This is a genomic window from Gemmatimonadaceae bacterium (genome assembly GCA_020846935.1).
Lineage (GTDB): Bacteria > Gemmatimonadota > Gemmatimonadetes > Gemmatimonadales > Gemmatimonadaceae > RBC101.
In genome coordinates this window covers 39,733-65,197 of the sequence record JADLCY010000008.1, presented here as the reverse complement: position 1 = coordinate 65,197, position 25,465 = coordinate 39,733, and the positions used below count along the sequence as shown (strand labels likewise).

Here is a 25,465-nt window from a genome sequence, read left to right as displayed (position 1 = left end):
AGCGTGACACCGGAGAGCCCCATGCGTGCCTTCCCGTTCGGCAGTCTGCTGGTCTTCGCGCTCGTCGCATGCGCTGCGCCCCAGGAAGAGACCGAGGCTCCGGCCGCCACCGCACCCGACCCCACAGCGGTTCGGGCGGCGATAGACGCCATCAATGCCGAGAACACCGCTGCCATGTCATCGGGCGACAGCGCACGCGCCATGGGGATCCTGGCGCACTATGAAGACGGAGCCATGGTGATGATGCCGGGAGCGCCAGGGATGGCGGGGAGAGCAGCGATCGAGCAGGGCATCATCGGCATGCTCTCCACCGCGAAGATCTCCGACATGAACGTGACCACCGCCGACGTGATCGTCACCGGCGACTACGCGATCGAGTCGGGCACCTTCTCGTGGACGCTCACCCCCAAGGGCGGCAAGCCCGCGCCCGACAAGGGCAAGTACCTGACGGTCTGGCACCGGCAGGCCGACGGCTCATGGAAGATCTTGCGCGACATCAACAACAGCGACATCGCTCCACCCACGAGTTAGGGGTCCCGGGCCGACGCTCGAGTCGAATCGGTCGCCGGCGCCGCGAGGCGTGGCCAGTCCTCGCGAATGCCCTCGGCCACGCGATCGGCCAGCGCCATGACGGTCAAATAGGGATTGATCTGCAGCGCATCGGGAAAGAGCGCGCTGTCGGCGACCCTGAGCCACGGCACGCCGTAGACTCGTCCGCGCGAATCGGTGACACCGGCCCCTTCGGCGCCCATGCCGCACCCGCCCATCAGGTGCGCCGCCGAGATCGACAGGCGCCCAGTGAGGAAGTGCTCGGCGGTCACGAGGTCATCGACGCGATAGGCGTCGGCGCGATCGATCAGCGGGGGATCGGCCGACGGCGCGTGGACGCGCCGTGCGCCGGCGGAAAAGAAGATGCGCGCCGACGTGCGCGTCGCCGCGACCATCGACTTCACGACGGCATCCGTGAAGGTGTAGTGCACCACCGGCTTTCCGTGCCGATCGACCGTGACGCGATTCCCCGGCACGGCCTTGTCGCAGGCGAGGACCAGAACCATCTGCAACCGTCGATACGCGCGCATCAGCGCGCTGTGCTCCGGACCAAAGCCGGTGAGGTTCTTGGCCGTGGTGAAGGGAAAGTACATGCACGTTTCGAGAACGAAGCCCTCTTCGATGGCACGATCGAGGTAGTAGCTCTTGGGGTGGCCCACGTCGTTGGTGATCTCGCGATCGTGTTCGGCGACCAGGATGTGCGCCGGGTGGCACGTGAAGCTTTCGCCGAGCCCGGGAACGCGCTGCGTGACCGGTGAGCGCAGCAACAGCGCGCTCGTACCGATGGCTCCTCCGGCCGCGACGATGAGGCGAGCCGACACGCGGTATTCGCCCGGCGCCCACTCCGAGGGCCGGCCCTTGCCCCCTGGCGGCTTGTCATGGACGCGCACGACCGCCACCCGCTGCTCCAGCCGCAGGACCTCGGCACGCGTCACGACCTCGACGCCCAGGCGCTCGGCGGCCGGCAGCTGTACGCGGTGCGTGCCCATCTTTGCGCCGTTAGGGCACCCCAGGTTGCAGAGCGACGAGCCCTGACACCCGTTCACGTTGAGCGGAAACTGCTCGGCCCGGAATCCGAGCCGATAGCAGCCATTGAAGAACAGCTTGTTGTTCTCGTTGAGCAGCACGCGCGGCAGGTAGTGCACGTGGTTCTGCGCCATGTACTTCTCGCTGCGACGCTGCAGGTCGGCTTGGTCGAGGCCCGGCACGCACCACCCGCGGATGACGCGATCGGGCGCAATGAGCGACGTGCCGGTGTACACCACCGTCGATCCGCCGTAGAGCCGCCCGAACGCGAGGGTCATGCTGCCGTCGGCCGTGAGAAAGCCGCCGCCATCTTCATAGAGGACATCGGCCATCTCCTCTTCGCGGCCCGTGTATTCATGGTCGTCGAGCCGCGGGCCCTGCTCGAGCACCAGCACGCGAACACCCTGGGCCACCATCGGTGCCAGCGACGCCGCGACGGCGCCACCTCCGGCGCCCGAGCCGACGACGATGATGTCGCAGGCGCGGTCGATCACGTGGTCGTCGACGTGTCAGGCACCGCCGGCATGTCCAGCGTGATCGGCGGTACGCCGCGCGACTCGATCGGCGCCAGGCGCCGGCGTGCGGCCCATCCGTCCCGGTGCGCTCGATAGCCGAGTGCGTCCTGGATGGCGGGCTGCGTGTAGTAGCCGAGCATGACGAGCGTGCGCAATCCCCAGATTCCGCGTCGCATGAGCGGCAGCGGTGACCGCTCCAGTCGTCGCAACACCACCAGCCGACGGTCCTCGCGGAGATGGGAGAAGCGCCCGAACGGACGCGCGACCGGCAGGTACTCGATGAGCCGCAACAGAGTCAGCAGTTGCCGGCGCATTGCTTCGGGGCGTTTGGCGAGGGCGCGCTCCACCGCGGCCTCGAGGGCCGACCAGCCCTCGTGGTCGAGCGCCGAAACTTCCGGTATCACCGTGGACGCCACCGCTCGGAACGTGGCGCGTACCGGCTCGAGGATCGCAGCAGCTGACACGTTGCCCTGCGCGCGCCCATGGTTGTCCGCGGTTCGCCGGGTCGCGTGCGGCGGGAACGTACGGTCGGCCAACACGGCCAGCAACCAGCGCCGACGCCCCGGGTTGCGGACTCGCACCCGGTGCTCATCATGCGCATGCGTGCGACACGCAGGCCTGCGGGTGTGGCGCCTGACGCATCTGCTCTGAACTGAAGGTGCGACGCGGACACCCACGGTGTGCCAGGCACACGAACACGCGTGCGCGCTCGCGCGGCGCGCCGGTCACGTTGGCCGGTCTGACAGGCCGAGGGCCGTGCGGCGCGACGGAATGACCGGCGACCCTCACGATCTCGACGAACTCTGTCATGTCGCGGGTGTCGGGCCGGCCAACGCGGTCGTCCCTGCTTCGGTCCCCCTCGGGGCCTTCCCGCCACGTTCTCGATGCCCGACGCCACTCAGCCGTCCACACCGGCCGTTCCCCATGCTGGCGACCAGGCTGTTCCCGTCTCGGAGGTGCTCGCGTCGCTCTCGCGCGCGCTCGACCTGACCGAGGGGCAGCCGCTCGGGCACTCCGTGCGTTCCTGCGTGATCGGCATGAGGCTCGGCCGCGAAGCCGGGCTCGGGGAGGACGACCTCGCGGAGCTGTACTACGCGTTGTTGCTCAAGGACGCCGGCTGTTCGAGCAACGCGGCGCGCCTCGCGTCGGTGTTCGGATCGGACGACCACGCCGTCAAGCCGCGTCTGAAGACCGTGGACTGGGACGATCGCATGGCCCTGGCCGTGGAAACCTGGCGCGCCAGCGGCATGCGTCAGTCGTTAGGCTCGCGCCTGCGCTACTTCCTGGGCGTGGCCCGTCAGGAGCACATGGCGCGCGACGTGATCGCGACGCGGTGCGAGCGCGGCGCCGAGATCGCGCGCCGCCTGGGGTTTCCCAAGGGCACGGTCGAGGCGATCCGATCGCTCGACGAGCACTGGAACGGCAACGGGCATCCCGAAGGTCGCTCCGGCGAGGCCATTCCGCTCCTGTCGCGCATCCTGAACATCGCGCAGACGATCGAGGTCTTCTGGGCCAGCGAAGGCCCCGAGGCGACGGCCACGATGCTTCGCGATCGGCGGGGTCGCTGGTTCGATCCCACGCTCACGGATCGTGCGGTGGCGATGCTGCCCGATCCCTCGCTGTGGGTGAGCGTGCAGAGTCCCGACGTCGACGCCCTGGTGGTGGCGATGGAGCCGGTGGCCGAGATGCGGCGCGTCGGCGCCCGGGGCCTGGACGACATCGCCAGGGCCTACGCGGACATCATCGACGCAAAGTCCCCGTTCACGTTCCGGCACTCGTCGCAGGTGGCCGCGTACGCGACCGCCATCGGCGAGCAGCTGCGTTTTGACGCGGCGACGATGACGCGGACGCGACGGGCCGCGTTGCTGCACGACATCGGCAAGGTCGGCGTCTCGAACCGCATCCTCGACAAGAACGGGCCGCTCGACCTCGATGAGCGCGCGGCCATCGAGCGGCATCCCCTGCACACGTGGGAGATCCTGCGACGCATCAGCGCGTTCGCGGACTTCGCGCGCCAGGCCGCGACGCATCACGAGAAGCTCGACGGCACGGGATATCCGTGGAACCTCGGCGCCGATGAACTGGACCTGCCGTCGCGCGCGCTGGTGGTGGCGGACATCTATGAAGCCCTGACCGCCTCGCGCCCGTATCGCGACGGCATGTCGGTGGAGAAGGCACTGGGCATCCTGGAGCGGGACAAGGGCACGCGACTCGACGCATCGTGCGTCGATGCCCTCGCGGCCGTGGTCACGCGCGACGCCGGCGAAGACTCGCTGTAGCTCCCGGCGATGCGTGCGTCGTTGCCACTGGGATCTCACCAGTGCGGTGCGGTGCGCGCCCTTGCCCTGTTCTCCCACCGGTGGCAGCTTGGCCGCGCCGTCGATGCGGTGACGGCCGTGCTCGGCGAGCCACCCGGCCCGTTGCCTCCTGCCTTCACGACATGACGGACCGTGAACATCGTCTGCGCGACATTGCGCGCCGGCGCCTTCGCCTCGCCGCGACGCTCACCGCGGCGATGGTCGTGATCTACTTCGGATTCATCCTCCTCATCGCGTTCGACAAGCCGATGATGGGGCGCCTGATCGGCCGCGGGCTGAGCGTCGGGATCGTGGCGGGGGCCCTCGTGATCGTGGCCTCGTGGATCCTCACGTGGGTCTACGTGCGCTGGGCCAACCGGCACTACGACGACGCCGTCCGGGAGGCCACGCGATGATCCTGCTGGCACAGGCGCAGGCGGCCGCCGATACGATCCGGACCGCCACGCGGATCGGCGAGCCGAACGCGGTGGCGATGTTCTTCTTCTTCGCGTTCATTGGCGTCACGCTCGGCATCACCTACTGGGCAGCGCGTCGCACGCGCACGACCGAGGACTTCTACGCGGCCGCGCGTTCGATCACGGCCGGGCAGAACGGATTCGCGCTCGCCGGCGACTACATGAGTGCTGCGTCGTTCCTTGGCATCGCTGGCCTGGTATCGACCACCGGCTTCGACGGCCTGATCTACTCCACGGGTTGGCTGGTGGGCTGGCCGGTCGTGCTGTTCCTCATCGCCGAGCCACTGCGCAATCTCGGAAAATACACGTTCGCCGACGTGGTGGCGGCGCGCCTGCGGCAGGTGCCCGTGCGCATCGCCGCGGCCATCGGTACACTCGCGACGGTGATCTTCTACCTCATCGCGCAGATGGTGGGCGCGGGCGGTCTCATCCGTCTCATGTTCGGTCTGCCGTACGAAACGGCGATCGTGATCGTTGGCGCGGCCATGATCGCCTACGTGCTGTTCGGCGGCATGATCGCGACGACGTGGGTGCAGATCGTGAAGGCGGTGCTCCTGCTGGCGGGCGCCACGATCCTCGCCGGACTGGTGCTCGCCCGGTTCGGGTTCAGTCCCGGTGCGCTCTTTGCCGCAGCCGCCGAGCGGTATGGCTCCGGCGTGCTGGCGCCGGGACGGTTGGTGGCGAATCCCTGGGATGCCGTGTCCCTTGGCATGGCGCTCATGTTCGGCACGGCGGGCCTGCCGCACATCCTCATGCGTTTCTACACGGTGCCTGACGCGCGCGCGGCGCGTACGTCGGTGTTTTACGCGACGGGCCTGATCGGGTTCTTCTACCTGATGACGTTCATCCTGGGCTTCGGCGCGATGGTGCTCGTCGGTCCCGACGCGATCACCGCGGTGGATCGCGGCGGCAACATGGCGGCGCCGCTCCTGGCAGAAACCCTGGGCGGCACGCCCTTTCTGGGGTTCATTGCGGCGGTGGCCTTCGCAACGATCCTGGCAGTCGTGGCTGGTCTCACGCTCTCCGGTGCGGCCGCGCTGTCGCACGACCTCTGGGTGAACGTGGCGCGCAAGGGCGACGCGAGTCCGCACGAGCAGTTGCGCGTGGCTCGGCTCGCCACGGTGGGGCTCGGCATCGTAGCGGTGGTGCTCGGCATCACGTTCAAGGGGCAGAACGTGGCATTCATGGTGTCGCTCGCCTTCGCGATCGCCGCCAGCTCGAACTTTCCCGCGCTCGTGCTCGCGATCTTCTGGAAGCGCGCAACCACCGCGGGTGTGGTCTCGGCGATGGTATTGGGCACCACGGCCACGCTGGTGTTGATCTGGCTGTCGCCGACGATCCAGGTCGACATCCTCAAACACGACGGTGCCTGGTTCGCGCTCAAGAACCCGGCGCTGGTGACCATCCCGCTGTCATTCGCCATCGGTATCGTCGTCTCACTCGCGTCGCGCGACCCGGTGGCGCTCGCGCGTCACGACGAGGTGCAGCGTCGTATGCACGTCGGGGCCTGAGCGCAAGGGCGCATCGCGCGGGCGGTCGCGAGCCACAGGAGGACCGCGCGCCCTTGAACGCGCGGTCCAGGGGATGCGCGCTGCTGCTCGCGGTCGTCGCCCCTGCGCGCGCCGCCCCCGGTGTGGGGGCGCGTTATTTTCCGCCTCATGTCGGCCAATCGCGAGAAGATTCCATACCTGCCCGAGCGCATAGTGCAGCTCGGCACCATCGCCACCAACCTGTCCTGGAGCTGGAGCCGGAACGCGCGCCAGCTCTTTCAGATGCTGGACGAGTCGCTTTGGCACCTGACGCGGCACAATCCGATCGCGATGCTGCGGCGGATCGACCCGAGCCGTCTGAGCGAACTCGCGCGTGACCCGCGGTTTCTCGACCTCTACGATCGCGTGGCGCGCGAGACCGCCCGCGAGGACTCCTTCGACGGGACGTGGTTTCGCGAGCAGTTCGGCGCATTGGACAACGGCTCGATCGCGTACTTCTGCGCCGAGTTTGGCCTGCACAACTCGGTCCCCATCTACTCGGGTGGCCTTGGTGTGCTGGCCGGGGATCACTGCAAGTCGTCATCGGACCTCGGCGTACCCCTGATTGGTGTCGGCCTCTTCTATCAGAAGGGCTATTTCGATCAGCAGCTCGACCTCCAGGGTCACCAGGTCGACTCCGACGAGCAATACGACATCGCCAACACGCCGCTCGAGCGTCTCTACGGCCCCCAGCGCGAGCCCTATCTGGCCACCGTGCGCACGTTCGACCGGGACATCCGCGTGGCCGCGTGGCAGATGCGCGTAGGGCGCGTGACGGTGTACCTGCTCGACACGAACCTCGAGGCCAATGCGCCCGAGGATCGCGAGCTGACGTCCAAGCTGTATACCGGCGGCCCGGACGTACGGCTGCGTCAGGAGTGGATCCTGGGCGTTGGCGGCGTGCGCGTGCTGCGTGCGGTGGGTGCGCGCGCGGCCGCGTGGCATGCCAACGAAGGCCACGCCGCGTTCATGCTGGTCGAGCGCGTACGCGAACTGTGCACAACCGGCACCTCGTTCGAGGACGCCGTGCACCAGGTGCGTGCATCGAGCATCTTCACCACGCACACGCCCGTCCCCGCCGGCCACGACGCGTTCGACTTTCCCAAGGTCGAGCAGTGTGCCGGCCCGATGTGGGAGGAGATGGGCATCACCAGGGACGCGTTTCTCGAAATTGGCCGGCATCCCACGGAGAACCGCGGCCAGTTCCACATGACCGTGTGTGCGCTGCGCCTTTCGCGATACGTGAACGGCGTGGCCCGCAAGCACGGCGAAGTGTCGCGGCAGATCTGGGCACCGCTCTGGCCGGACCGCGACAGTCCCAGGGTGCCGATCGGTCACGTCACGAACGGCGTGCACAAGGCGACGTGGATGGCGCGCGAGCTGATGGACCTCTTCGACCACGAGTTCGGGCACGAATGGCCGAACCAGGTGAGCGACCCGGCGTTCTGGGAGCGCGTGCTCGATATCGACGATGCAAGGATCTGGGACATCCACGTCGAGCTGAAGACGGGGATGATGAACTTCATTCGCGAGGAAGCACGACGCCGGTGGGCGCGCCACTGGAAAGAGGCTTCACACGTGGTTGGCGCGGGCACCTTGCTCAATCCGACGGCCCTGACCATCGGGTTCGCACGTCGATTTGCCACGTACAAGCGCGCCAACCTGATCTTCCAGGACGCCGAGCGGTTGCGCGCGCTGCTGGTGGACGCGGCACGACCGGTTCAGATCATTTTTGCCGGCAAGGCGCACCCGGCGGACAATCCCGGCAAGGAAGTGCTGCGGAGCGTGTACGCGTTCACGCGGGACTCGCGCTTCGAGGGTCGCGTGGCGTTCATCGAGGACTACGAACTGCACCTGGCGCACCGGCTGGTGCAGGGTGTCGACCTGTGGATGAACCTTCCGCGCGTGCCGCTGGAGGCGAGCGGCACCAGCGGCATGAAGGCCGCCCTCAATGGAGTGCCGCAGCTCTCGACCCTCGACGGTTGGTGGCATGAGGGGTATGACGGACTCAATGGGTGGGCGATTCCCCCTGCTTCCTCGCGGGCAACCCCGGACGAATGGGATGCCGAACAGCTGTATCGTCTGCTCGAGGAACAGGTGGTGCCGCTCTACTATGGCCGAGATGACCGCGGCCTGCCGCGCGCGTGGATCCTGAAGATGAAACACGCGATCCGCGTGGCTGGACAACAGTTCACCTCGCGGCGCATGCTCCAGACGTACAGCCGCTCCTACTACGTCCCGGCGATGAGCGGGAACCCGCAGCCGGACGATCCGCCAACGGCATGAGGTGAGGCATGGCCGCGCGCAAGCGTACGGCGACAGGGTCATCGGACACCGTGGGGGCTGAGGCCACGCCGCTCCAGCCGGCCGCTGATGCGGCGAAGGCGCCCAAGGTTCGTCGTCCTCGCAAGCCGCGCGTCGCGCGCGCGGCCACACCCGTAGCCGCAGCACCACCGGCCCCGTATCCGCTGACCACGCCGTCCGGCGAACCGGTCACCGTAGTGCACATCGCAGCAGAGTTGGCACCGTTTGCCCGCACCGGTGGCCTGGGCGAGGCCGTGGCCAACCTCGCGCTCGAGCAGATCCGCGCCGGTCTCACGGTCGCGATCATCATGCCGCTGTATCGCCAGGTGCACGACGTGGTCAGCGACTTCGTGGCGGTGGGCGATCCGTTTCCGGTGCAGGTGGGACCACGGCGCGAGGAGGCGCAGCTGTACGAGTCGGCGTCGCTGCGCGCCCGCCAGGCGGAGGGCAAGCCGCGCGTATACTTCATTGCCAACGCGCACTACTTCGATCGCGACGGCATCTACGGCGATCGGTACGGCGACTACGGCGACAACGCGCAGCGCTGGGCCTTCTTTGCGCTTGCCGCGCTGTCGGCGCTGCCGGCGATCGCCACGGCGCCGGTGATGATGCACGTTCACGACTGGCACGCGGCGCTCGCGCCGGCGTACCTGCGCGCCCGCGACGTGGGGCGCCCGTTCTACCGGAAGACGTGGTCCACGCTCACCGTGCACAATGCCGGGTTCCAGGGCCACTTCCCCACGTCGACCATCCCCGAAATCGGGCTGCCGTGGGAGTTCTACAACCATCACATGTTCGAGTGGTACGGGCGCGTGAACCTGCTCAAGGGCGGCCTTGCCTGCGCGGACGTGGCCACCACCGTGAGTCCCACTCACGCCCTCGAGCTGCGCACGCCGGCCGGAGGCTTTGGCCTGCACGACGTGTTCGTCACGATGCGCGAGCGCTTCGTCGGCGTGCTGAACGGCATCGACAACGCCGACTGGGATCCGGCCACCGACAGTCACATCGCGCACACCTATTCGCTGGCCGCCCTCGGCAACAAGCGAAAGAACAAGACCGCCCTGCAGAATCTCTTTGGTCTGCCGCAGCGATCGGGCACGCCGATCATCGGCATGAGCGCCCGCATGGTGGCGCAGAAGGGGCTGGACCTGATCCTTGGCTCGCCGGCGTTCCTGTCACTGGATGCGCAGTTCGTCTTCCTTGGTCAGGGAGAGAAGCGCTACGTCGACATCCTCCGCGATCTCGCGGCGATCGCCCCGGGTCGCATCGGCGTGCAGACCAACTTCACGGTGGAGCAGGAGCACCGGCTACTGGCCGGCGCGGACATGATCGTCATGCCGTCGCAATACGAACCGTGTGGCCTGACCCAGATGCGCGCGCAGCGCTACGGGACGCTGCCGGTCGCGCGCCGCGTGGGCGGGCTCGCCGACACGATCGAGGACAACGTCACCGGCTTCCTGTTCGATGACTACACGCAGGCTGCGTTCATCGCCGCCTGTGCCCGCGCCATCGACCACTACCGGCATCCGCAGGTGTGGACCGCGATGGTGAGGGAAGCGATGGCCCGGGACTTCGGGTGGCACCGATCGGAAGCGCGATATCGCGAGCTGTACCGCCGGGCCATCGCGTCGCCACGGTGGAGGCGGTAGCGCGGCGGTGCACCAGACCGACGTGGTCCTGATGCTCCACAGCCACCTGCCGTACGTGTTGCACCACGGCCGGTGGCCGCACGGCTCCGACTGGCTCTGCGAGGCGGCGTTCGACACCTACCTCCCGCTGCTCGAGGCGTTGCGTGCCCTCGATCGCGCGAATGTCGCCGCCCCGGTCACCCTCGGCGTCACCCCGGTGCTGGCCGCCATGCTCGACCACGCGGATTTCGCCGCCGAGGTGGAAACCTGGGTCGACCAGCGCTTTGCCGACTGCCACACCTCGCTCGGTGCGATGCGCGGGAGCGCCGATGCGCCGCTCATTCCGCTCGTCCGTGGCTGGCAACGACGCCTGCGGCGGCTGCACGCCCTCTTTCACGACATTGGCGGCGACATCCTGGGTCAGCTGCGCGCGCTGCAGGATCGCGAGCGACTCGAGCTCACGTCGTCCGCCGCCACACATGCGATCCTGCCGCTGCTCGGCCGCGACGAGAGTATTCGCCTGCAGTTGCTCGTTGGGCGCTCCGAGCATCGGCGTCTGTTTGGTCGCGACGCCGAGGGGTGCTGGCTGCCGGAGTGCGCCTACCGACCGGCCGGGCCGTGGAACCCCCTGCGCGATTCGCGAGGCGCGGGCTGGCGCCGCGGGATCGAAGCCCATGTCGCGTACACGGGCTATCGCTACGTGTTCGTCGATGCCCACATGGCGAAAGCCGGAGAACCACTCGGCGTGTACGGCACCATGTTCGGCGGCGAGCCCGAACATGCGGTGCTGCCGCGCCCGACGCGCCTGACCGGCGAGGGATCGCCGTACCGGGCCTGGCGTGTCGGCACGGACGAGTCATCAGCATCGCTCGCTGCGTTCGTGCGCGATCCCGTGGCGTCGGCCAGGGTGTGGAATCGGCACGCCGGCTACCCCGGGCACGACGACTACCTCGAGTTCCACAAACAGCGCTGGCCCGGCGGGCTCCGGCTCTGGCGCGTCACCTCGCGCACCGGAGACCTCGGGAGCAAGCTGCCCTACGATCCGCTCGCTGCGCGGCGCACGGCCAGGCGCCATGCGCGCGAGTTCGTCGGCACACTGGCGCGTACGAGGGAGCCATCCGGTGCGCTCCCCACCGTGATCGCCGCGCCCTACACCGAACTGTTTGGGCACTGGTGGTTCGAAGGCACCGACTTTCTGCGCGACGTGTACGCGACGTTTCCGTTGCACCGCGGGCTCCGCGCCGTGACCGCCAGCGAGCACATCGATAGCCACGGAGCGCCGGCCACGATCGACCTGCTCGAAGGCTCGTGGGGCCGCGACGGTGACTTCGGCATGTGGCTGAGCGATCGATCGTCGTGGACGTGGCCGATCGTGTGGGAACTCGAGCACCGGTTCTGGGATCTGGCGCCCGATGCGCTCGGGCGCCGGGAGCTGGGTCCCGTGCTCGATCAGGCGGCGCGCGAGCTGTTGCTCCTGCAGGCGTCCGACTGGGCGTTCATCATGACCACCGGTGAGGTGGAGGACTACGCTGCGCAGCGCTTTCACGGACATGCGCGCGACTGTCGCGAGCTGATCGGCATCCTCGATCGTGCTGCACGCGGCGAAGGCGTCGAGCGTGGCGCGGCGATCGCGGAGCAAATGCAGCGTCGCGATGACGTCTTTCGCACCGTTCGGCCGGCGATCGCCGAAACACTGGACCTTCCCTTCGTCTGATGCGCAGTCTCATCCTGCACGCGCATTTCTACCAGCCGCCGCGCGAAGATCCGTTCTTTGGTGATGTGGACGCCGAGGCGGGTGCGGCACCCTTCCATGACTGGAACCAGCGCATCGAACGCGAGTGCTATCGCACGGTCGTGGCGGCGCGGGTCACCGGAGACCGCGGTCGTATCCTGCGGCTCGTGAACACGCTGGAGTGGATCTCATACAACGTGGGCGCGACGCTGTTCGAGTGGATGGAGGTCGAGGCCCCGGCCACCTACCAGGCCTTCCTCGCGGCGGACCGGGCCAGCGTGGCGCGACTCGGCCACGGCAACGCGATGGCCCAGCCGTACCATCACGTGATCCTTCCGCTCGCCTCGCGTCGCGACAAGGTGAGCGAGGTGCGCTGGGGCATCGCCGATTTTCGCCGACGGTACGGGCGCGACCCCGAGGGCATGTGGTTGCCGGAAACCGCGGTGGATGACGAGACGCTCGACGTGCTGGCGCAGGAAGGCATGCGCTTCACCGTACTCGCGCCGTACCAGGTCGTCGGCGCGCCGCCCAATGGGCTCCCGGGTCGCTACGTGACGAATGCAGGGCGCGCGATCGCCGTTGTGCCGTATCACGGCGACATCTCGCACGGGATCGCCTTCGGTGGGTTCGTGCGCGATGCCGATGCGTGGGCGCGCGCGCTGGGCAGCGTGCCACAGACAGATCCGGCGCTCCCGATGCTCGTGAGCGCGGCGACCGACGGCGAGACCTACGGGCATCACCACAAGTTTGCCGAGATGGCGCTGGCGCGCGTGCTCGAGCGCGCACGCGAGGGCGGGATGACGGTGGAGAACCACGCGAGTTTCCTGGCACGGCACCCGGCCACCCACGACGTGGAACTCGTCGCGCCGTCGGCGTGGAGCTGCGCGCATGGCGTGGAACGGTGGCGATCGAACTGCGGCTGCCGGATCGATGGTCAGTCGAACCCGAACCAGGCCTGGCGCACGCCCCTTCGGAACGCGATGACCGGATTGCAGGCGGGGATCCACGCTGTGTTCCAGCGCGAGGGTGCGTCGCTGTTCACCGACTCCTGGGGCGCGCGCGACGCCTGGGGCGAGGTGGTGGCGTCAGCGGATGCGGTGGAGCGCGAGCGACACGTCGCGACGTGGCTGAGGCCCGGCGCCAACGCCGCGGGCGTGTCCCGCGCCCTCGAGCTGCTGGAAATGGAGCGCGATGCCATGCGTGCGGTGACGTCGTGCGCCTGGTTCTTTGACGACATCGGTGGTCTCGAAGTCCGCCAGGTGCTGCGCTATGCGGCGCGGGCGCTGGCGCTGTCGGGCGACACGGGCCGGCTCGAACGCGCGCTCTCGCGCACGTTAGGCAATGCACGCAGCAACCACGCATCGGTGGGCACCGGGGCCGACGTGTGGCGCTCGCTGCAACACCCGGCCACCGCAGCGGAGCGCGTGGCGGCTGCGGCGAAGGCCCTGCATGACCTGAACCTCGACCCCGCGCCTCACCTTCCGTCGGGCATGGCGGCCACGGTCGAGGACGACGCCGTCGAGGTGGCGGTTCGAGCGACGGGGCGACGGCACCGATTCGTGGTCGCGCTCCAGCAGCGCACGCCGTCCGACCTCTCGTACATGGTCCGCGGGTCGGCGGCGTCGTCGACAGGGCACGCGGTCCCGCTCAGCGCGTTTCCCGAGCGCGCTCGCCACGGCGTGCGAACGGCGCTGCGTCAGGCCCTGCTCCCGCGGTTTCTCACGCCCACCGAGCTCGAGCACCTGGCCTCGGGAGAGGCGAGCCTGCGCGGGCTGGTGGCGGTGGCCCTCACGCGCGCCATTCGTCACCTCGCGGCCGATCAGGGCCAGGCGGCCAGAGACCTCGCGCACGGAACGCTGGACTTGTTTGAGCAACTGGAGGTCAGCGTGCCGTTCGATGCCCAGACCGCGTGGTGGGAGGTGGCCTCCGCGCTGGCGCCCGCCGAACGGGAGCCCCTGCGCGACCTTGGCCGTCGGCTTGGATTTGCCGAGGGCGTCCTCCCGTAGCGAACCTCGCGCCGGGGTGACAGCTTCGCATGAGACTCGCCCGCTGACCCTCGTCTGCTCTTCGGTCCCCTCCCTTCGTCCGATGTTTGTCGTCTTCGCTGCGCCGCTCCTGTCTGACAACGCGTTCGGCATGATCCAGGCGGCCGCGTCGCTGCCCGGTGTGCATCTTGGTGTGATCACGCACGATGGACCGGAGAAGCTGAGGCATCTGCACGGCCACGCCGCGCACTGGAAGGTGACAAACATCCTGGATGAGTCGCAGCTCCTCTGGGCGGCGCGCGGGCTGCAGGAGCACCACGGCGCGATCCATCGACTGTACGGCGCGTACGAACAGCTGCAGGAGCCGCTGGCGTCGGTGCGTACCACGTTAGGCATCCCCGGGCTGAGCCGCGAGGCGGCCACGAACTTCCGGGACAAGGCGCGGATGAAGACGCTGTTGCGCGGTGCGGGGCTGCCGTGCGCGCGTCATCGCCTCGCCGGCAGCGCCGATGATGCCGTCGCGTTCGCCGAGCACTCCGGGTTCCCGCTCGTGGTCAAGCCACCGACCGGGGCCGGTGCGGTGTCCACGTATCGCGTGGACAACATGGCGCAGCTCCTGGGCGCACTCGCGGGCTCACCGCCCACGCCACGGGCGCCGGTGCTGCTCGAGGAGTTCGTGGTGGGGGAGGAGCACTCGTTCGAGACCATCACGCTCGACGGCCGCCACGTGTGGCATTCGCTGACGCACTACTACCCGACGCCGCTCACGGTGGTCGAGAACAAGTGGATCCAGTGGAGCGTCGTCCTGCCGCGCGAGGTCGACGACGCGCGTTACGACGACATTCGCACGGCGGCCCGGAAGGCCCTCGACGTGCTTGGCATGTCGACCGGCATCTCGCACATGGAGTGGTTCCGTCGCGCCGATGGCACGATCGCGATCTCCGAGGTCGCCGCGCGCCCGCCCGGCGCGCAGATCACGACGCTCATGTCGCGGGCGCACGACTTCGACCTGCTGAGGGAGTGGTCGCGCGCGATGATCGTGGGCGAGTTCACCGTGCCCGAACGAAAGTACGCCGTCGGCGCGGCCTACCTCCGTGGCCAGGGCGAAGGACGCATCACGGCAATCCACGGCCTCGAGGCCATTCAGCGCCAACTCGGCGACCTGGTGGTGGACTTCAAAATGCCGGGCATCGGGGCGACTCCGTCGACCAGCTACGAGGGCGACGGCTTCATCATTGTCAGGCATCCCACCACGAGCCGCGTCGAGGACGCCGTGATGAAGATCATCAGCACTGTACGCGTGGAGCTGGGGTGAACATGATCCTGCGCCAGCTTCGCCGTGTTCGTGTCCGTCCACCCTTCACGTTCGTGATGCCATGAACGTCATCATGCTCGCGCCGGGATATCCCGGTGAGATGCCCTATTTCTGCCGCGGCCTGTCGCTCATGGGCGGCAAGGTCTACGGCCTGAGCGATGTGCCGGAGAAGGACCTGCCGGCACTCACCCGTCAGCACCTCAGCGGCTACCTGCGCGTGCCCAACTTCACCGACGAAGAGGCGGTGGTGAAGCAGGTGGTGGCGGCGGTCGGTCGAAACACCATCGATCGCGTGGCCTGCTACTGGGAGCCTGGCGTGGTGCTCGCCGCAAAGATCCGCGAAGCACTCGACGTGCCCGGGATGCGCGTGGCGCAGGCGGAGACGTTCCGCAACAAGGACCTGATGAAGCAGGTCATCAACCAGGCGGGCATTCGCACCGCACGGCACGCCTCGGCGACGTCGATCGCGCAGGTACGCGAAGCAACGGAGAAGATCGGATTCCCCGTGATCGTGAAGCCCATCGCCGGCGCGGGCTCGATGGACACCATCCGCGCCGCGTCGATGCAGGAGCTCGACGCCGCGCTCTCGCGTGTGACGAGCTACGACGAGGTGAACGTCGAGGAGTTCATCGAGGGCGATGAATACACCTATGACACGATCTGCATCGACGGAAAGATCGTGTACGAAAACGTGTGCTACTATCGGCCGAACCCGCTGGTGGCGCGCTCCACCGAATGGATTTCGCCGCAGACGATTGCCCTGCGCGACCTCGACACGCCGATCGTTGCCAAGGGCGTGCAGCAGGGGCACGAGGTGCTCAAGGCGATGGGGTTCCAGACCGGCATGACGCACATGGAGTGGTTCTATACGGCCAGGGGCGAACCGATCTTCGGCGAGATAGCCGCGCGGCCTCCCGGTGCGCACACCGTGGACCTGATGAACTACGTCGGCGACGTGGACCTGTTCACCGGCGCGGCGGAAGCCGAACTCAAGGGCACATTCTCGGCGTCGACGGATCGCAAGTACAACGTCGCGAACGTTTTCAAGCGAGCCGAAGGTCGCGGACGCATCACGCGCATCGAGGGACTGCAGCGCCTGCTCGAGCGGTACGGCGAACACGTGGTCCACGTGGACCTGCTCCCCGTGGGCGCCGAGCGTCGCAACTGGATCCTGACGCTGGTGTCCGACGGCTACGTGACCGTGCGCCATCCCGATCAGCAGGCGTGTTTCGATATCGCGGATGCGTTCGGGACGGACCTGCGCCTCTTCGCGCAGTAGTCTGCGCGGGTCCACCTGGGTCGCGCGGCCCGGTCGCCCTGGGCCCGGCCGCGCGTGTGGCGCCGCTTTCGGCGGAGTGCGGGCGCCGCTAAGCTCCCGTCCCGCATGACGATCAGCAGCGGTTTCTACCAGAAGTGGATGGCCCGCCACCGCAGTCCGCCGGGCACGCTCGAGATCATCCACGACGTGCACAGCCCCGAACTGGGGAATCGGCGCGACATTCTCGTGTACCTGCCGTCGAGTTACGAGAAGTCGGACCGCCCGTTCCCGGTGCTCTACATGCACGACGGGCAGAACCTGTTCGACCCGATGACGAGCTTTGCCGGGGAGTGGGGGGTCGACGCCTCGATGGCACGGGCTCCGCGGCGCGGGCGTCGGGCGATCGTGGTGGGCATTCCCAACATGGGGATCGACCGGATGAAGGAGTACTCCCCGTTCGTCGACGCCCGGCACGGGGGCGGGGGCGGGGACGCCTACCTCGACTTTCTGATCAATACGCTCAAGCCGATGATCGACGCGCGCTTTCGCACACGGCCGGAGCGCGAGTCGACCGGGCTGCTCGGTTCGTCGCTCGGCGCGCTGATCTCGTTGTACGGGTTTTTCCGGCAGCCGTCGCATTTCGGGTTCGTCGGCGCGATGAGCCCGGCGCTCTGGTTCGCGCACGGGGGGATCTTCCCATGCATCGAGGCCGCAGCCAACGTAGGCGGGCGGATCTACCTGGACGTGGGGATGCGTGAAGGGGAGGGGACGCTGGCCAACGCACGGGCCATGCGCGACCTGCTCGAGCGCAAGGGCTACCGGCCGGGCCGGGACCTGATGTGGGTGGAGGACCGGCAGGGCATGCATAACGAGGCAGCGTGGGGGCGGCGGCTGCGCAAGGCCCTGCCCTTTCTGCTCGACGACGGAACGGAATGACACGGGTTCACGGGCATCATCACTCCTGGTACAGTCCCGCGGTGGGACGGCAGATGCACGTGCGCTGGTTCGGTCGGGGCGGCGCCCGCGTGCTCGCGTTCCCCACGACGATGGGCAACCACAACGAGTGGCCAAACCGTCGCATGCCGGACGTCTTGCGACACCAGATCGAGCGCGGCTGGATCCAGCTCTGGTGCCTCGACCACAACCACGATGCGAGCTGGTACGACAAGACCGCCCATCCCGGCGCGCGCGCGTGGAGGCACCTGCAATACGATCGTTACGTGATCGACGAGCTGCTGCCCTTCACGCAGCACGTGAACGGCAACGGCTTCGTGATCGGCACCGGCGCGAGCTTCGGGGCGTTTCACGCCATGAGCATCGGGCTCCGGCACCCTGACCGCTTTCATCGCCTCATCGGCATGAGCGGGACGTATGACATCCGGGGCATGACCGGCGGATACTCCGACGGCAACGTGCATGCGGCGAACCCGTTCGACTTCATGCGCTTCGAGCACGACCCCGCGCGCCTGGAGGCGTTCCGGAGACAAGACATCATCATGGTCGTCGGCGACGGCGACCCGCACTACGAGCAGAATCGCGAGTTCTCGGGGGTGCTGTGGGAGCGGGGAATCGGCAACGCCCTCCGGGTCTGGAACGGCCACGCGCACGACTGGCCGTACTGGGAGGACTGGATCGTTCGCTACCTGCCGGGGCACGACTGACACGACGACGCCCGGGCTGCCCGGGTCCAACTGTACGGAGCAGACATGACGAAACGCGTGGGTCTCGTGGTGGGCCGGGAATGGAGCTGGCCGCCGGCATTCATCGAGGAGGTCAACAAGCGCGACGTCGGCGTGGTCGCCGAGTACGCGGTCATTGGCGGTGAGCCGCACGATGGGCCGGTGCCGTATGACGTCCTCATCGATCGCATCTCCCACGAGGTGCCGATGTACCGCTCGTGGCTCAAGAAGGCGGTGCTCGAAGGCAAGACGGTGATCAACAACCCGTTCATGTGGACCGCCGACGACAAGTTCTTCGGGGCCACGCTTGCCGCGAAACTCGGCGTGGTGTCGCCCAAGACCGTGCTCCTGCCCAACAAGGACTACGTCCCCGGGATCGTCCCCGGCGAATCGTTGCGCAACCTGCGATTCCCGCTCGACTGGGAGGGCATCGCCAGGCACGTGGGGCTGCCCTGCATCCTCAAGGACGCACACGGCGGCGGCTGGAAGGAGGTCTACGTCTGCCACACGGTGGAAGAGCTGATCCGCAACTACGACCAGTCGGGCCTCCTCACCATGATCGTGCAGGAGATGGTGCAATGGGAGCAGTTCGTGCGCTGCCTCTGCCTGGGGCAGGACGAGGTGCTGGTGATGCACTACGACCCCAAGGCGCGGAAGTACATCGTCGATCCCGACTACCTGACGCCCACGCTCAGGGATCGCGTGGTCCGCGACTGTCGGACGTTGTGCGGCGCCCTGGGCTACGACATGAACTCACTCGAGTTCTGCATCACGGGCGGCGTGCCCTACGCGATCGACTTCATGAACTGCGCGCCCGACATGGACATCTATTCGCTCACGCCCACCTACTTCGAGTGGGCGGTGACGCACATGGCAGACATGGCGATCCGGTTCGCGAAGCAGCCACGCAAGACGGTCGTCGAGGCCAGGTGGAGTGCCCTCTTCGCTGCCAGTCGATGACGTCGTCCCCCTGGCAGTCGTGGGCACCCGATATTCGCGCGCGGGTTCCAGCACACCGGAGCACGACATGACGCTGATCGACGCCTGGAACGACGTCCTCACGCCGGACGTGGCGGCCGAGACGCACGCGCACCTCGAGTCGCAGCTCGCGCAGCGCGGGCTCGTCTTTGGCGGGCGGGCCCTGTGCACCGTGCTGCGCCCGCGTCTCACGACGCCGGCCGAAGTGGCGATGCTGCAGCGGCGCATCCGTCCGCTCCTGCGGGCGTTCGGGAAAGCCTACGATCGCGCCGTTCGTGACTCCGCCTTTCGCGCGCAGTTCGGCCTGCTCGACTGGGAGGAATCGCTCCTCGCCTCACCGCTCCGCTATCGCCACGTGAGCCCGACGTCGCGGCTCGACTTCTTCTACGTGCCGCACTCCGGGGCGCTCGGCCTCACGGAATACAACGGCGAGACGCCGGCGGGCCCGGGCTACAACGATGCGCTGAGCGAGTCCTTTCTGGATACGCGTGCCATGCGGGAGTTCTCGCGACACCACGAGGTGTTCGCCCTCCCTGCGCGGCACGGCGTCATTGGCGCGATCCTCGACGCGTGGCGGGAGTTCAGCCGATCGTCGCGCGCACCACGCATCGGCATCCTCGACTGGAACGATGTGCCCACGCGCACGGAGTTCGAACTGTTCCGGCAGCAGTTCGCCCAGCTCAACATCGACGCCATCATCGACGATCCGCGGCAGTGCGAGTACCGTGGCGGCAAGCTGTATTCGGGCGGCAAGCCGATCGACGTGATCTACAAGCGCGTGCTCATCAGCGAGCTGATCGAGACGTGCGGCGTGGAGCATGACGTGGTGCGCGCCGTCCGCGATGGCGCGGTGTGCATGGTCAACGGCTTCCACTCCAAGATCCTGCACAAGAAGGCGTCCCTCGCCGTGCTGAGCGATGAGGCCAACGCCGACACGTTCGACACCGACGACCTCACCGCCATTCACGACTGCATTCCGTGGACCCGCGTGGTCGCCGAGCGCTCGACGTCCTACCGCGGGCGCCCGGTGGACCTCATCCCGTTCATGCACGAGGCCAAGGACCGACTGGTGCTCAAACCGAACGATGAGTACGGAGGCAAGGGCATCGTCCTCGGCTGGACCGTGGACTCGGCAGCGTGGGATGCGGCGGTGAAGGTGGCGCTCGCCGCACCACACATCGTCCAGGAAAAGGTGGAGATCCCGAAGGAGTCGTATCCCAGCTGGGCGGACGGGACGGTGGTGTTCGCGGATCGCATGATCGACACGGCGCCGTTCGTGACCAACGGCGACTACATGGAAGGCATCCTCACGCGCCTCTCGACGGCCGCCCTGCTCAATGTCACCGCTGGCGGTGGCAGCACGGTGCCGACGTTCGTGGTGCAACCGAGAAACTGACGACATGAAAGCTCCGAGCCTCACGATCGGCGTCGAAGAGGAGTACCAGATCATCGACCCCTCGACGCGTGCGCTCACGTCGTACATCACGCAGATCCTCGAGGCCGACCACCTGATCCTCGGGCAGGTGAAGCCGGAGCTGCACCAGAGCATCGTCGAAGTCGGCACGACGGTGTGCCGGACGCCCCAGGAGGTGAGGGCGCAGCTCGTCGAGCTTCGACGCGGCGTGATGGAGCTGGCGGCACGACGCGGCTTCAAGATCGCCGCGGCCGGTACCCACCCCTTCTCGCACTGGGCCGACCAGGAGATCACGCAGCTCGATCGCTACATCGGCACCAAGGAAGCGATGCAGCAGCTTGCCCAACAGCTGCTCATCTTTGGCACACACGTGCACATCGGGATCGAGGACCGCGATTTCCTCATCGATGCATGCAACGTGTCGCGCTACTTCCTGCCCCACATCCTCTGCCTGTCGACCAGTTCGCCGTTCTGGATCGGTCGCCTCACGGGGCTCAAGTCGTATCGCAGCGCGGTGTTCCGCGCGTTCCCGAGGACCGGCGTGCCTCGCTTCATTGCGTCGTGGGCCGAATACGAGAACTACCTCAGGACGCTCGTCGCGACCGGCTGCATCCCGAACGGATCCAAGATCTGGTGGGACGTCCGGCCGCACCACACGTTCCCGACGCTGGAGTTCCGCATCTGCGATGTGTGCACCCGCGTCGACGAAGCCGTCTGCATCGCTGCGATCCTGCAGGCGATCGTGTTCAAGCTGTACAAGATGCGCCGCGACAACACCACGTTCCGCATCTACGGCTCCGAGTTGATCGATGAGAACAAGTGGCGTGCGGTGCGCTACGGACTCGACGGCAACCTCATCGATTTTGGCAAGGCCACCGAACTCCCCGCCCCCGTGCTGATTCGCGAACTCATCGAATGGTTCCTCGATGACGTCCTCGATGAGCTGGGCACGCGCAAGGAAGTCGAATACGCCTTCCGGATCCTCGCCGAAGGCTCGAGCGCCGACCGGCAGATCCGCGCCTACCACGCCGCCGGCAAGGACACAAAGGCCGTGGTCGACCTGCTGATTCGGGAGACCGAAGAAGGGGTTCTGTAGACGTCCTGGCCGTTCCCACCGGACGTGTCGCCGAGTACCGTTCAGGGCGCCGTGACCTCTACGTCGCCTTGCTCGTTGTTCGTTAGCGCGCTGTAACTCCTTTCGTTCTACTGCCTTACCAGACTCCAATGTCCAAACGCCCCATCATCGGTGTCACCACGCAGACGTTGCAGGCCATCGACGGCATCCCGTCGGGGCTGCCCACGTCGGACGTGATGAACCAGCGGTACTACATCGCCGTCGCCCTCGCCGGAGGTGCGCCGGTCCTGGTGCCGCTGCTCGATGATGAGCCCGACGCGCTGCGTGGCGCCTATGAGGCCTGTGATGGCGTGCTCATCCCCGGCGGCGTCGACATCGACCCCAGGTACTTCAACGAGGATCCGCATCCGCGACTCGGCCGCACCGACGGCGCACGCGATCGCGTTGAGCTGCAGCTCGCGCGTTGGTCCGTCGAAGACCGAAAGCCGCTGCTCGGCCTCTGCCGAGGCCTGCAGGTCATCAACGTCGCGCTGGGCGGCACGCTCTGGCAGGATCTCGAAGATCAGTACGCGGGCGCGATCAAGCACGACTACTTCCCCAACTTCGGGTTCGAGCGCGATCACCTCGCGCACGAGGTCGTCCTCACACGCGGATCAAAGTTGCGCAGCATGATGGAACTCGAGCGCATCCCGGTGAACAGCATGCACCACCAGGGGATCAAGGTGCTGGCGCAGGGTCTCGCGCCGTGCGCGGTCGCGCCGGATGGCCTGATCGAAGCCGCCGAGCTGGACGCGGACCAGTTCTGCCTCGGCGTACAATGGCACCCAGAGGTCTTCGAGATGACCGACCCGCACACGCGGCACGTCTTCCGGGAGTTCATCGAGTCGTCGGCCCGCTTCGGCGGTAAGTAGCCGGCCCGCAGGACGCGCCGGCGCCCGGTGAGGGCAACCCGGCGCACCGCTGACCCTGCCATCCGGCGGGCCTGATTCCGGCCCAGCGACCGGCCGCGTTGGCACCATGAGGAGGCTATCGTACTCCTCCATGATCCCGCCCACCGCGCATCATCGTCGTCGCTCCCGGGAGGTCAGCAGGGCCGACCGGGAGAATCGCGCGGTGCGCACCGTCCTCGCCGCGCTCGGCGCGGAGACGGAGCTGGCTCCGCTGCTCGACCGCATCGTCCGCGCCGCGTGCCAGCTCCTCGATGCGGATCACGGGACCATCGGCCTGCTGGACGAAGAGGCCGGCGTCGTTCGCACCCGGGCGGGGCACAACATGCCGGCCTCGGAGGTCGGTGCGGAGATGGCGGTGGGCGTCGGGATCGCAGGCGAGGTGCTGCGCACAGGACGTGCGCTGGCCTTCGCGCGGTACGGCGACGTGCCTACGCCTACGCAGCCGGATATGCTCGATCACGCCGTCGTGGGTATGCCCATCGTGTGGCATCAGGGGTTGATCGGCGTATTCGGGATCGGTCGCGCGCCACGAAAAGGGCGCGCCGCCCCAGTGTTCACGCGGGCCGACTTCACCACGCTGCGGACGTTTGCACGCTACGCCGCGATCGCCATCACGTCGGCACGACAATACCGGGCCGAGCAGGAACGCGCGGAGCGGTTTGCGCTGGTCACGCGCGTCGGCCGCATCGTGACGGCGGACCTCAACCTCGAAGAACTCCTCCAGCGTGCGGCCGACGCGGTGCACGAGATCCTCGGCTATCCGAACACGGCGATCCCGCTGATCGAACCGGCCGATCCCGAGGTGCTCAGACTGCGGGTGACCGGCGGGAGCTACAAGGGCATCGTGCGCGGTGAGCACCGGCAATCCATCCACACGGGCATCATGGGCGCGGCTGCCGTTGATCAGCGCCCTGTGCTCGTGAACGACGTGGCGAGCGACCCACGCTATATCGTCGTGCCGGGGTCACAGGGCATCGTGGCCGAGCTGGCGGTGCCCATCCTGCTCGGCGACCGCTGCCTCGGCGTGCTCAACGTCGAGAGCGACAACCGGTTCACGCAGAACGACGTGGACGTGCTGCGCATCGTGGCCGACCAGCTTGCGATCGCGATCGAGAACGCGCGACTCCACGCGTCGGCGCGCAACATCGCCGCGGTGGAGGAGCGGCATCACCTGGCGCGGGACCTGCACGACTCTGTCACGCAGATCCTCTTCAGCATGACGCTGGTCGCACAGTCGCTCGAGCCGGCCTGGCGACGCGATCCCGACGAGGGCGCTCGACGCGGTCATCGACTCCTTGAGCTGAGCCAGCAAGCGCTCGCCGAGATGCGGGCGCTGCTGGTCGAGCTGCGGTCGGCCGAAGACGCGACGAGCCGCATCTCGCCCGCCGAGGCGGCGCGTCGCATTCCGCAGGTCCGCGACCAGGGCCTGTTTGCGGCGTTGCGAGCGCTGGCCCGGGCGATCGGTGGCGAGGGGCTCGGCGTGCGTATCCGCACGAGCGGCACCGAGCCGGTGGAGGCGCGCGTGGCCGACGCGGTCTACCGCATTGCACAGGAGGCCCTGAACAACGTGGCCAAACACGCAAGAGCCACGCGGGTGCGAATCGTACTCGAGTGCATGGCCGACGAGGTGCGATTGCTGGTGGATGACGACGGCATTGGTGTGGTGAAGGCGATCCGGACGTCGGGGAAGCGGGGCGGGATGGGCGTCGCCTTCATGAAGGAGCGCGCCGAAGTGCTCGGCGGATCGCTCGAACTCATCCGCGGTGTCTCGCGTGGTACGCGCGTGCTGGCCCGCATTCCCCTTCGAACCCCGCCGACATGACCGGGAGGCTGCGCGTCGTCATTGCCGACGATCACAACGTGGTGCGTGAAGGCCTGCGCCTCATCCTCGCCGAAGCGGACGGCATACACGTCGTCGGCGAGGCGCGTGACGGCGAGGAGGCCGTTCGCGTGGTTCAACAGGTGAAGCCGGACGTCGTGTTGATGGACCTGATGATGCCAAAGCTCGACGGTGTGGGGGCCGCCAGGGCGCTGGCGGCCGCGGGCAGTCCGGCCAGGATCCTGATCCTGACGAGCGCCACGGACGGCCAGGGGATCGGCGATGCGGTGCGTGCCGGCGTGATGGGCTATCTGATGAAGGACGTGCTGTCGGCGGAGCTGATCGCGGCGATCCGCAACGCGGCCGCCGGGATCCCGACACTGCACCCGTACGCGCAGCGTCAGCTCATGCTCGAGGTCGCAACACCGGTCGAGCGTTCGCCGCTCGAGGTGCTCACGCCACGCGAACGCGACGTGCTGCGTCTGATCGTCGCCGGGCTCGGCAACAAGCAGATTGCCGGCCGGCTTTCGCTCAGCGCCGGGACGGTCAAAGGCTATGTGAGCGAGATCTTCGAGAAGCTGGGGGTCGGTGATCGCACGCAGGCGGCCCTGCTCGCCGTGCGGCACGGGCTCGACGCCTGGCCCGACGCGTAGCGACTCACCCCGGGCGCGCCGGCCGCGGCCGCGTTGGCCATCACGGGGGCGCACCGTGGAACCCATCGCACACGATGCCGATGTGTTGCGCACGGCAAGGCAGGTCGCTGCGCGTTGGCGCCTGACACCTGACGTCGGCAGCCTCCCAACCGGGGGTAGCCCCATCCCGCCGCCCGGCATGACGACGCGGCCTGCGAAAGGACCACGCGATCCCCCCATAACGTCAGCTCGATGCGGCGCGGCTGTTCCACCTAATTGGTGTCACGCCGTCAACGACGGTGTG

General features: G+C 67.8%; 20 protein-coding genes. 18 read left to right on the top strand and 2 right to left on the bottom strand.

Annotated elements, in window-relative coordinates; translation table 11 throughout:
- Positions 1 to 21 precede the first annotated feature (21 nt).
- Positions 22 to 531 carry a DUF4440 domain-containing protein gene (locus IT361_09730; protein MCC6317958.1) on the top strand — a complete coding sequence of 170 codons (510 nt, stop codon included), beginning with the start codon at positions 22 to 24 and terminating at the stop codon, positions 529 to 531.
- On the opposite strand, the gene IT361_09725 is transcribed toward IT361_09730, so the two are convergent.
- Positions 528 to 2,069 (bottom strand): GMC family oxidoreductase, encoded by a 1,542-nt coding sequence (locus IT361_09725; GenBank protein ID MCC6317957.1) that lies wholly within the window; start codon positions 2,067 to 2,069, stop codon positions 528 to 530. The two genes, IT361_09730 and IT361_09725, sit on opposite strands and share 4 nt — an antisense overlap.
- Positions 2,066 to 2,671: a hypothetical protein gene (locus tag IT361_09720; GenBank protein MCC6317956.1), complete on the bottom strand. Its 606-nt coding sequence runs from the start codon at positions 2,669 to 2,671 to the stop codon at positions 2,066 to 2,068. Before IT361_09720 ends, IT361_09725 begins: the two co-directional genes overlap by 4 nt.
- A gap of 303 nt (positions 2,672 to 2,974) precedes the next feature.
- On the opposite strand from IT361_09720, the gene IT361_09715 reads away from it, so the two are divergent.
- The 17 genes from IT361_09715 (at position 2,975) to IT361_09635 (ending at position 25,182) form a co-directional block, all read left to right on the top strand.
- Complete coding sequence (locus tag IT361_09715) at positions 2,975 to 4,369, top strand: HD domain-containing protein (protein MCC6317955.1); 1,395 nt, start codon at positions 2,975 to 2,977, stop codon at positions 4,367 to 4,369.
- Positions 4,370 to 4,530: 161 nt separating this feature from the next.
- Positions 4,531 to 4,803, top strand: coding sequence for a DUF485 domain-containing protein (locus tag IT361_09710; protein MCC6317954.1), 273 nt, complete (start codon positions 4,531 to 4,533; stop codon positions 4,801 to 4,803).
- The gene (actP, locus tag IT361_09705; protein ID MCC6317953.1) at positions 4,800 to 6,374 is read left to right on the top strand and encodes a cation/acetate symporter ActP; all 1,575 of its coding nucleotides are present in this window, start codon (positions 4,800 to 4,802) and stop codon (positions 6,372 to 6,374) included. The genes IT361_09710 and actP overlap by 4 nt, the downstream gene beginning before the upstream one ends.
- 147 nt (positions 6,375 to 6,521) lie before the next feature.
- Complete coding sequence (glgP, locus tag IT361_09700) at positions 6,522 to 8,678, top strand: alpha-glucan family phosphorylase (protein ID MCC6317952.1); 2,157 nt, start codon at positions 6,522 to 6,524, stop codon at positions 8,676 to 8,678.
- Between the two features lie 8 nt (positions 8,679 to 8,686).
- Positions 8,687 to 10,345: a glycogen synthase gene (locus tag IT361_09695; GenBank protein ID MCC6317951.1), complete on the top strand. Its 1,659-nt coding sequence runs from the start codon at positions 8,687 to 8,689 to the stop codon at positions 10,343 to 10,345.
- A 31-nt stretch (positions 10,346 to 10,376) separates the two neighbouring features.
- A complete protein-coding gene (locus IT361_09690; GenBank protein MCC6317950.1) occupies positions 10,377 to 12,038 on the top strand; it encodes a DUF1957 domain-containing protein in 1,662 nt (553 codons plus the stop codon).
- On the top strand, positions 12,038 to 14,062 hold the full coding sequence (locus IT361_09685; GenBank protein ID MCC6317949.1) for a DUF3536 domain-containing protein: 2,025 nt from the start codon (positions 12,038 to 12,040) through the stop codon (positions 14,060 to 14,062). Before IT361_09690 ends, IT361_09685 begins: the two co-directional genes overlap by 1 nt.
- Before the next feature lie 82 nt (positions 14,063 to 14,144).
- A complete protein-coding gene (locus IT361_09680; GenBank protein ID MCC6317948.1) occupies positions 14,145 to 15,356 on the top strand; it encodes an ATP-grasp domain-containing protein in 1,212 nt (403 codons plus the stop codon).
- A 61-nt stretch (positions 15,357 to 15,417) separates the two neighbouring features.
- Entirely contained in the window at positions 15,418 to 16,635 is a 1,218-nt protein-coding gene (locus tag IT361_09675; GenBank protein MCC6317947.1) for an ATP-grasp domain-containing protein, read from the top strand.
- A 105-nt stretch (positions 16,636 to 16,740) separates the two neighbouring features.
- Entirely contained in the window at positions 16,741 to 17,550 is an 810-nt protein-coding gene (locus IT361_09670) for an alpha/beta hydrolase (GenBank protein ID MCC6317946.1), read from the top strand.
- Positions 17,547 to 18,275: an esterase gene (locus IT361_09665; protein MCC6317945.1), complete on the top strand. Its 729-nt coding sequence runs from the start codon at positions 17,547 to 17,549 to the stop codon at positions 18,273 to 18,275. The genes IT361_09670 and IT361_09665 overlap by 4 nt, the downstream gene beginning before the upstream one ends.
- A gap of 69 nt (positions 18,276 to 18,344) precedes the next feature.
- Entirely contained in the window at positions 18,345 to 19,253 is a 909-nt protein-coding gene (locus IT361_09660; GenBank protein ID MCC6317944.1) for a hypothetical protein, read from the top strand.
- A 67-nt stretch (positions 19,254 to 19,320) separates the two neighbouring features.
- A complete protein-coding gene (locus tag IT361_09655; GenBank protein MCC6317943.1) occupies positions 19,321 to 20,667 on the top strand; it encodes a hypothetical protein in 1,347 nt (448 codons plus the stop codon).
- Between the two features lie 4 nt (positions 20,668 to 20,671).
- Positions 20,672 to 21,781, top strand: a complete 1,110-nt coding sequence (locus IT361_09650) for a carboxylate-amine ligase (protein ID MCC6317942.1) — start codon at positions 20,672 to 20,674, stop codon at positions 21,779 to 21,781.
- A gap of 128 nt (positions 21,782 to 21,909) precedes the next feature.
- Positions 21,910 to 22,671 carry a gamma-glutamyl-gamma-aminobutyrate hydrolase family protein gene (locus tag IT361_09645; GenBank protein MCC6317941.1) on the top strand — a complete coding sequence of 254 codons (762 nt, stop codon included), beginning with the start codon at positions 21,910 to 21,912 and terminating at the stop codon, positions 22,669 to 22,671.
- A 202-nt stretch (positions 22,672 to 22,873) separates the two neighbouring features.
- Positions 22,874 to 24,532 carry a GAF domain-containing sensor histidine kinase gene (locus IT361_09640; protein ID MCC6317940.1) on the top strand — a complete coding sequence of 553 codons (1,659 nt, stop codon included), beginning with the start codon at positions 22,874 to 22,876 and terminating at the stop codon, positions 24,530 to 24,532.
- Positions 24,529 to 25,182: a response regulator transcription factor gene (locus IT361_09635; protein ID MCC6317939.1), complete on the top strand. Its 654-nt coding sequence runs from the start codon at positions 24,529 to 24,531 to the stop codon at positions 25,180 to 25,182. The genes IT361_09640 and IT361_09635 overlap by 4 nt, the downstream gene beginning before the upstream one ends.
- Positions 25,183 to 25,465: the final 283 nt, after the last annotated feature.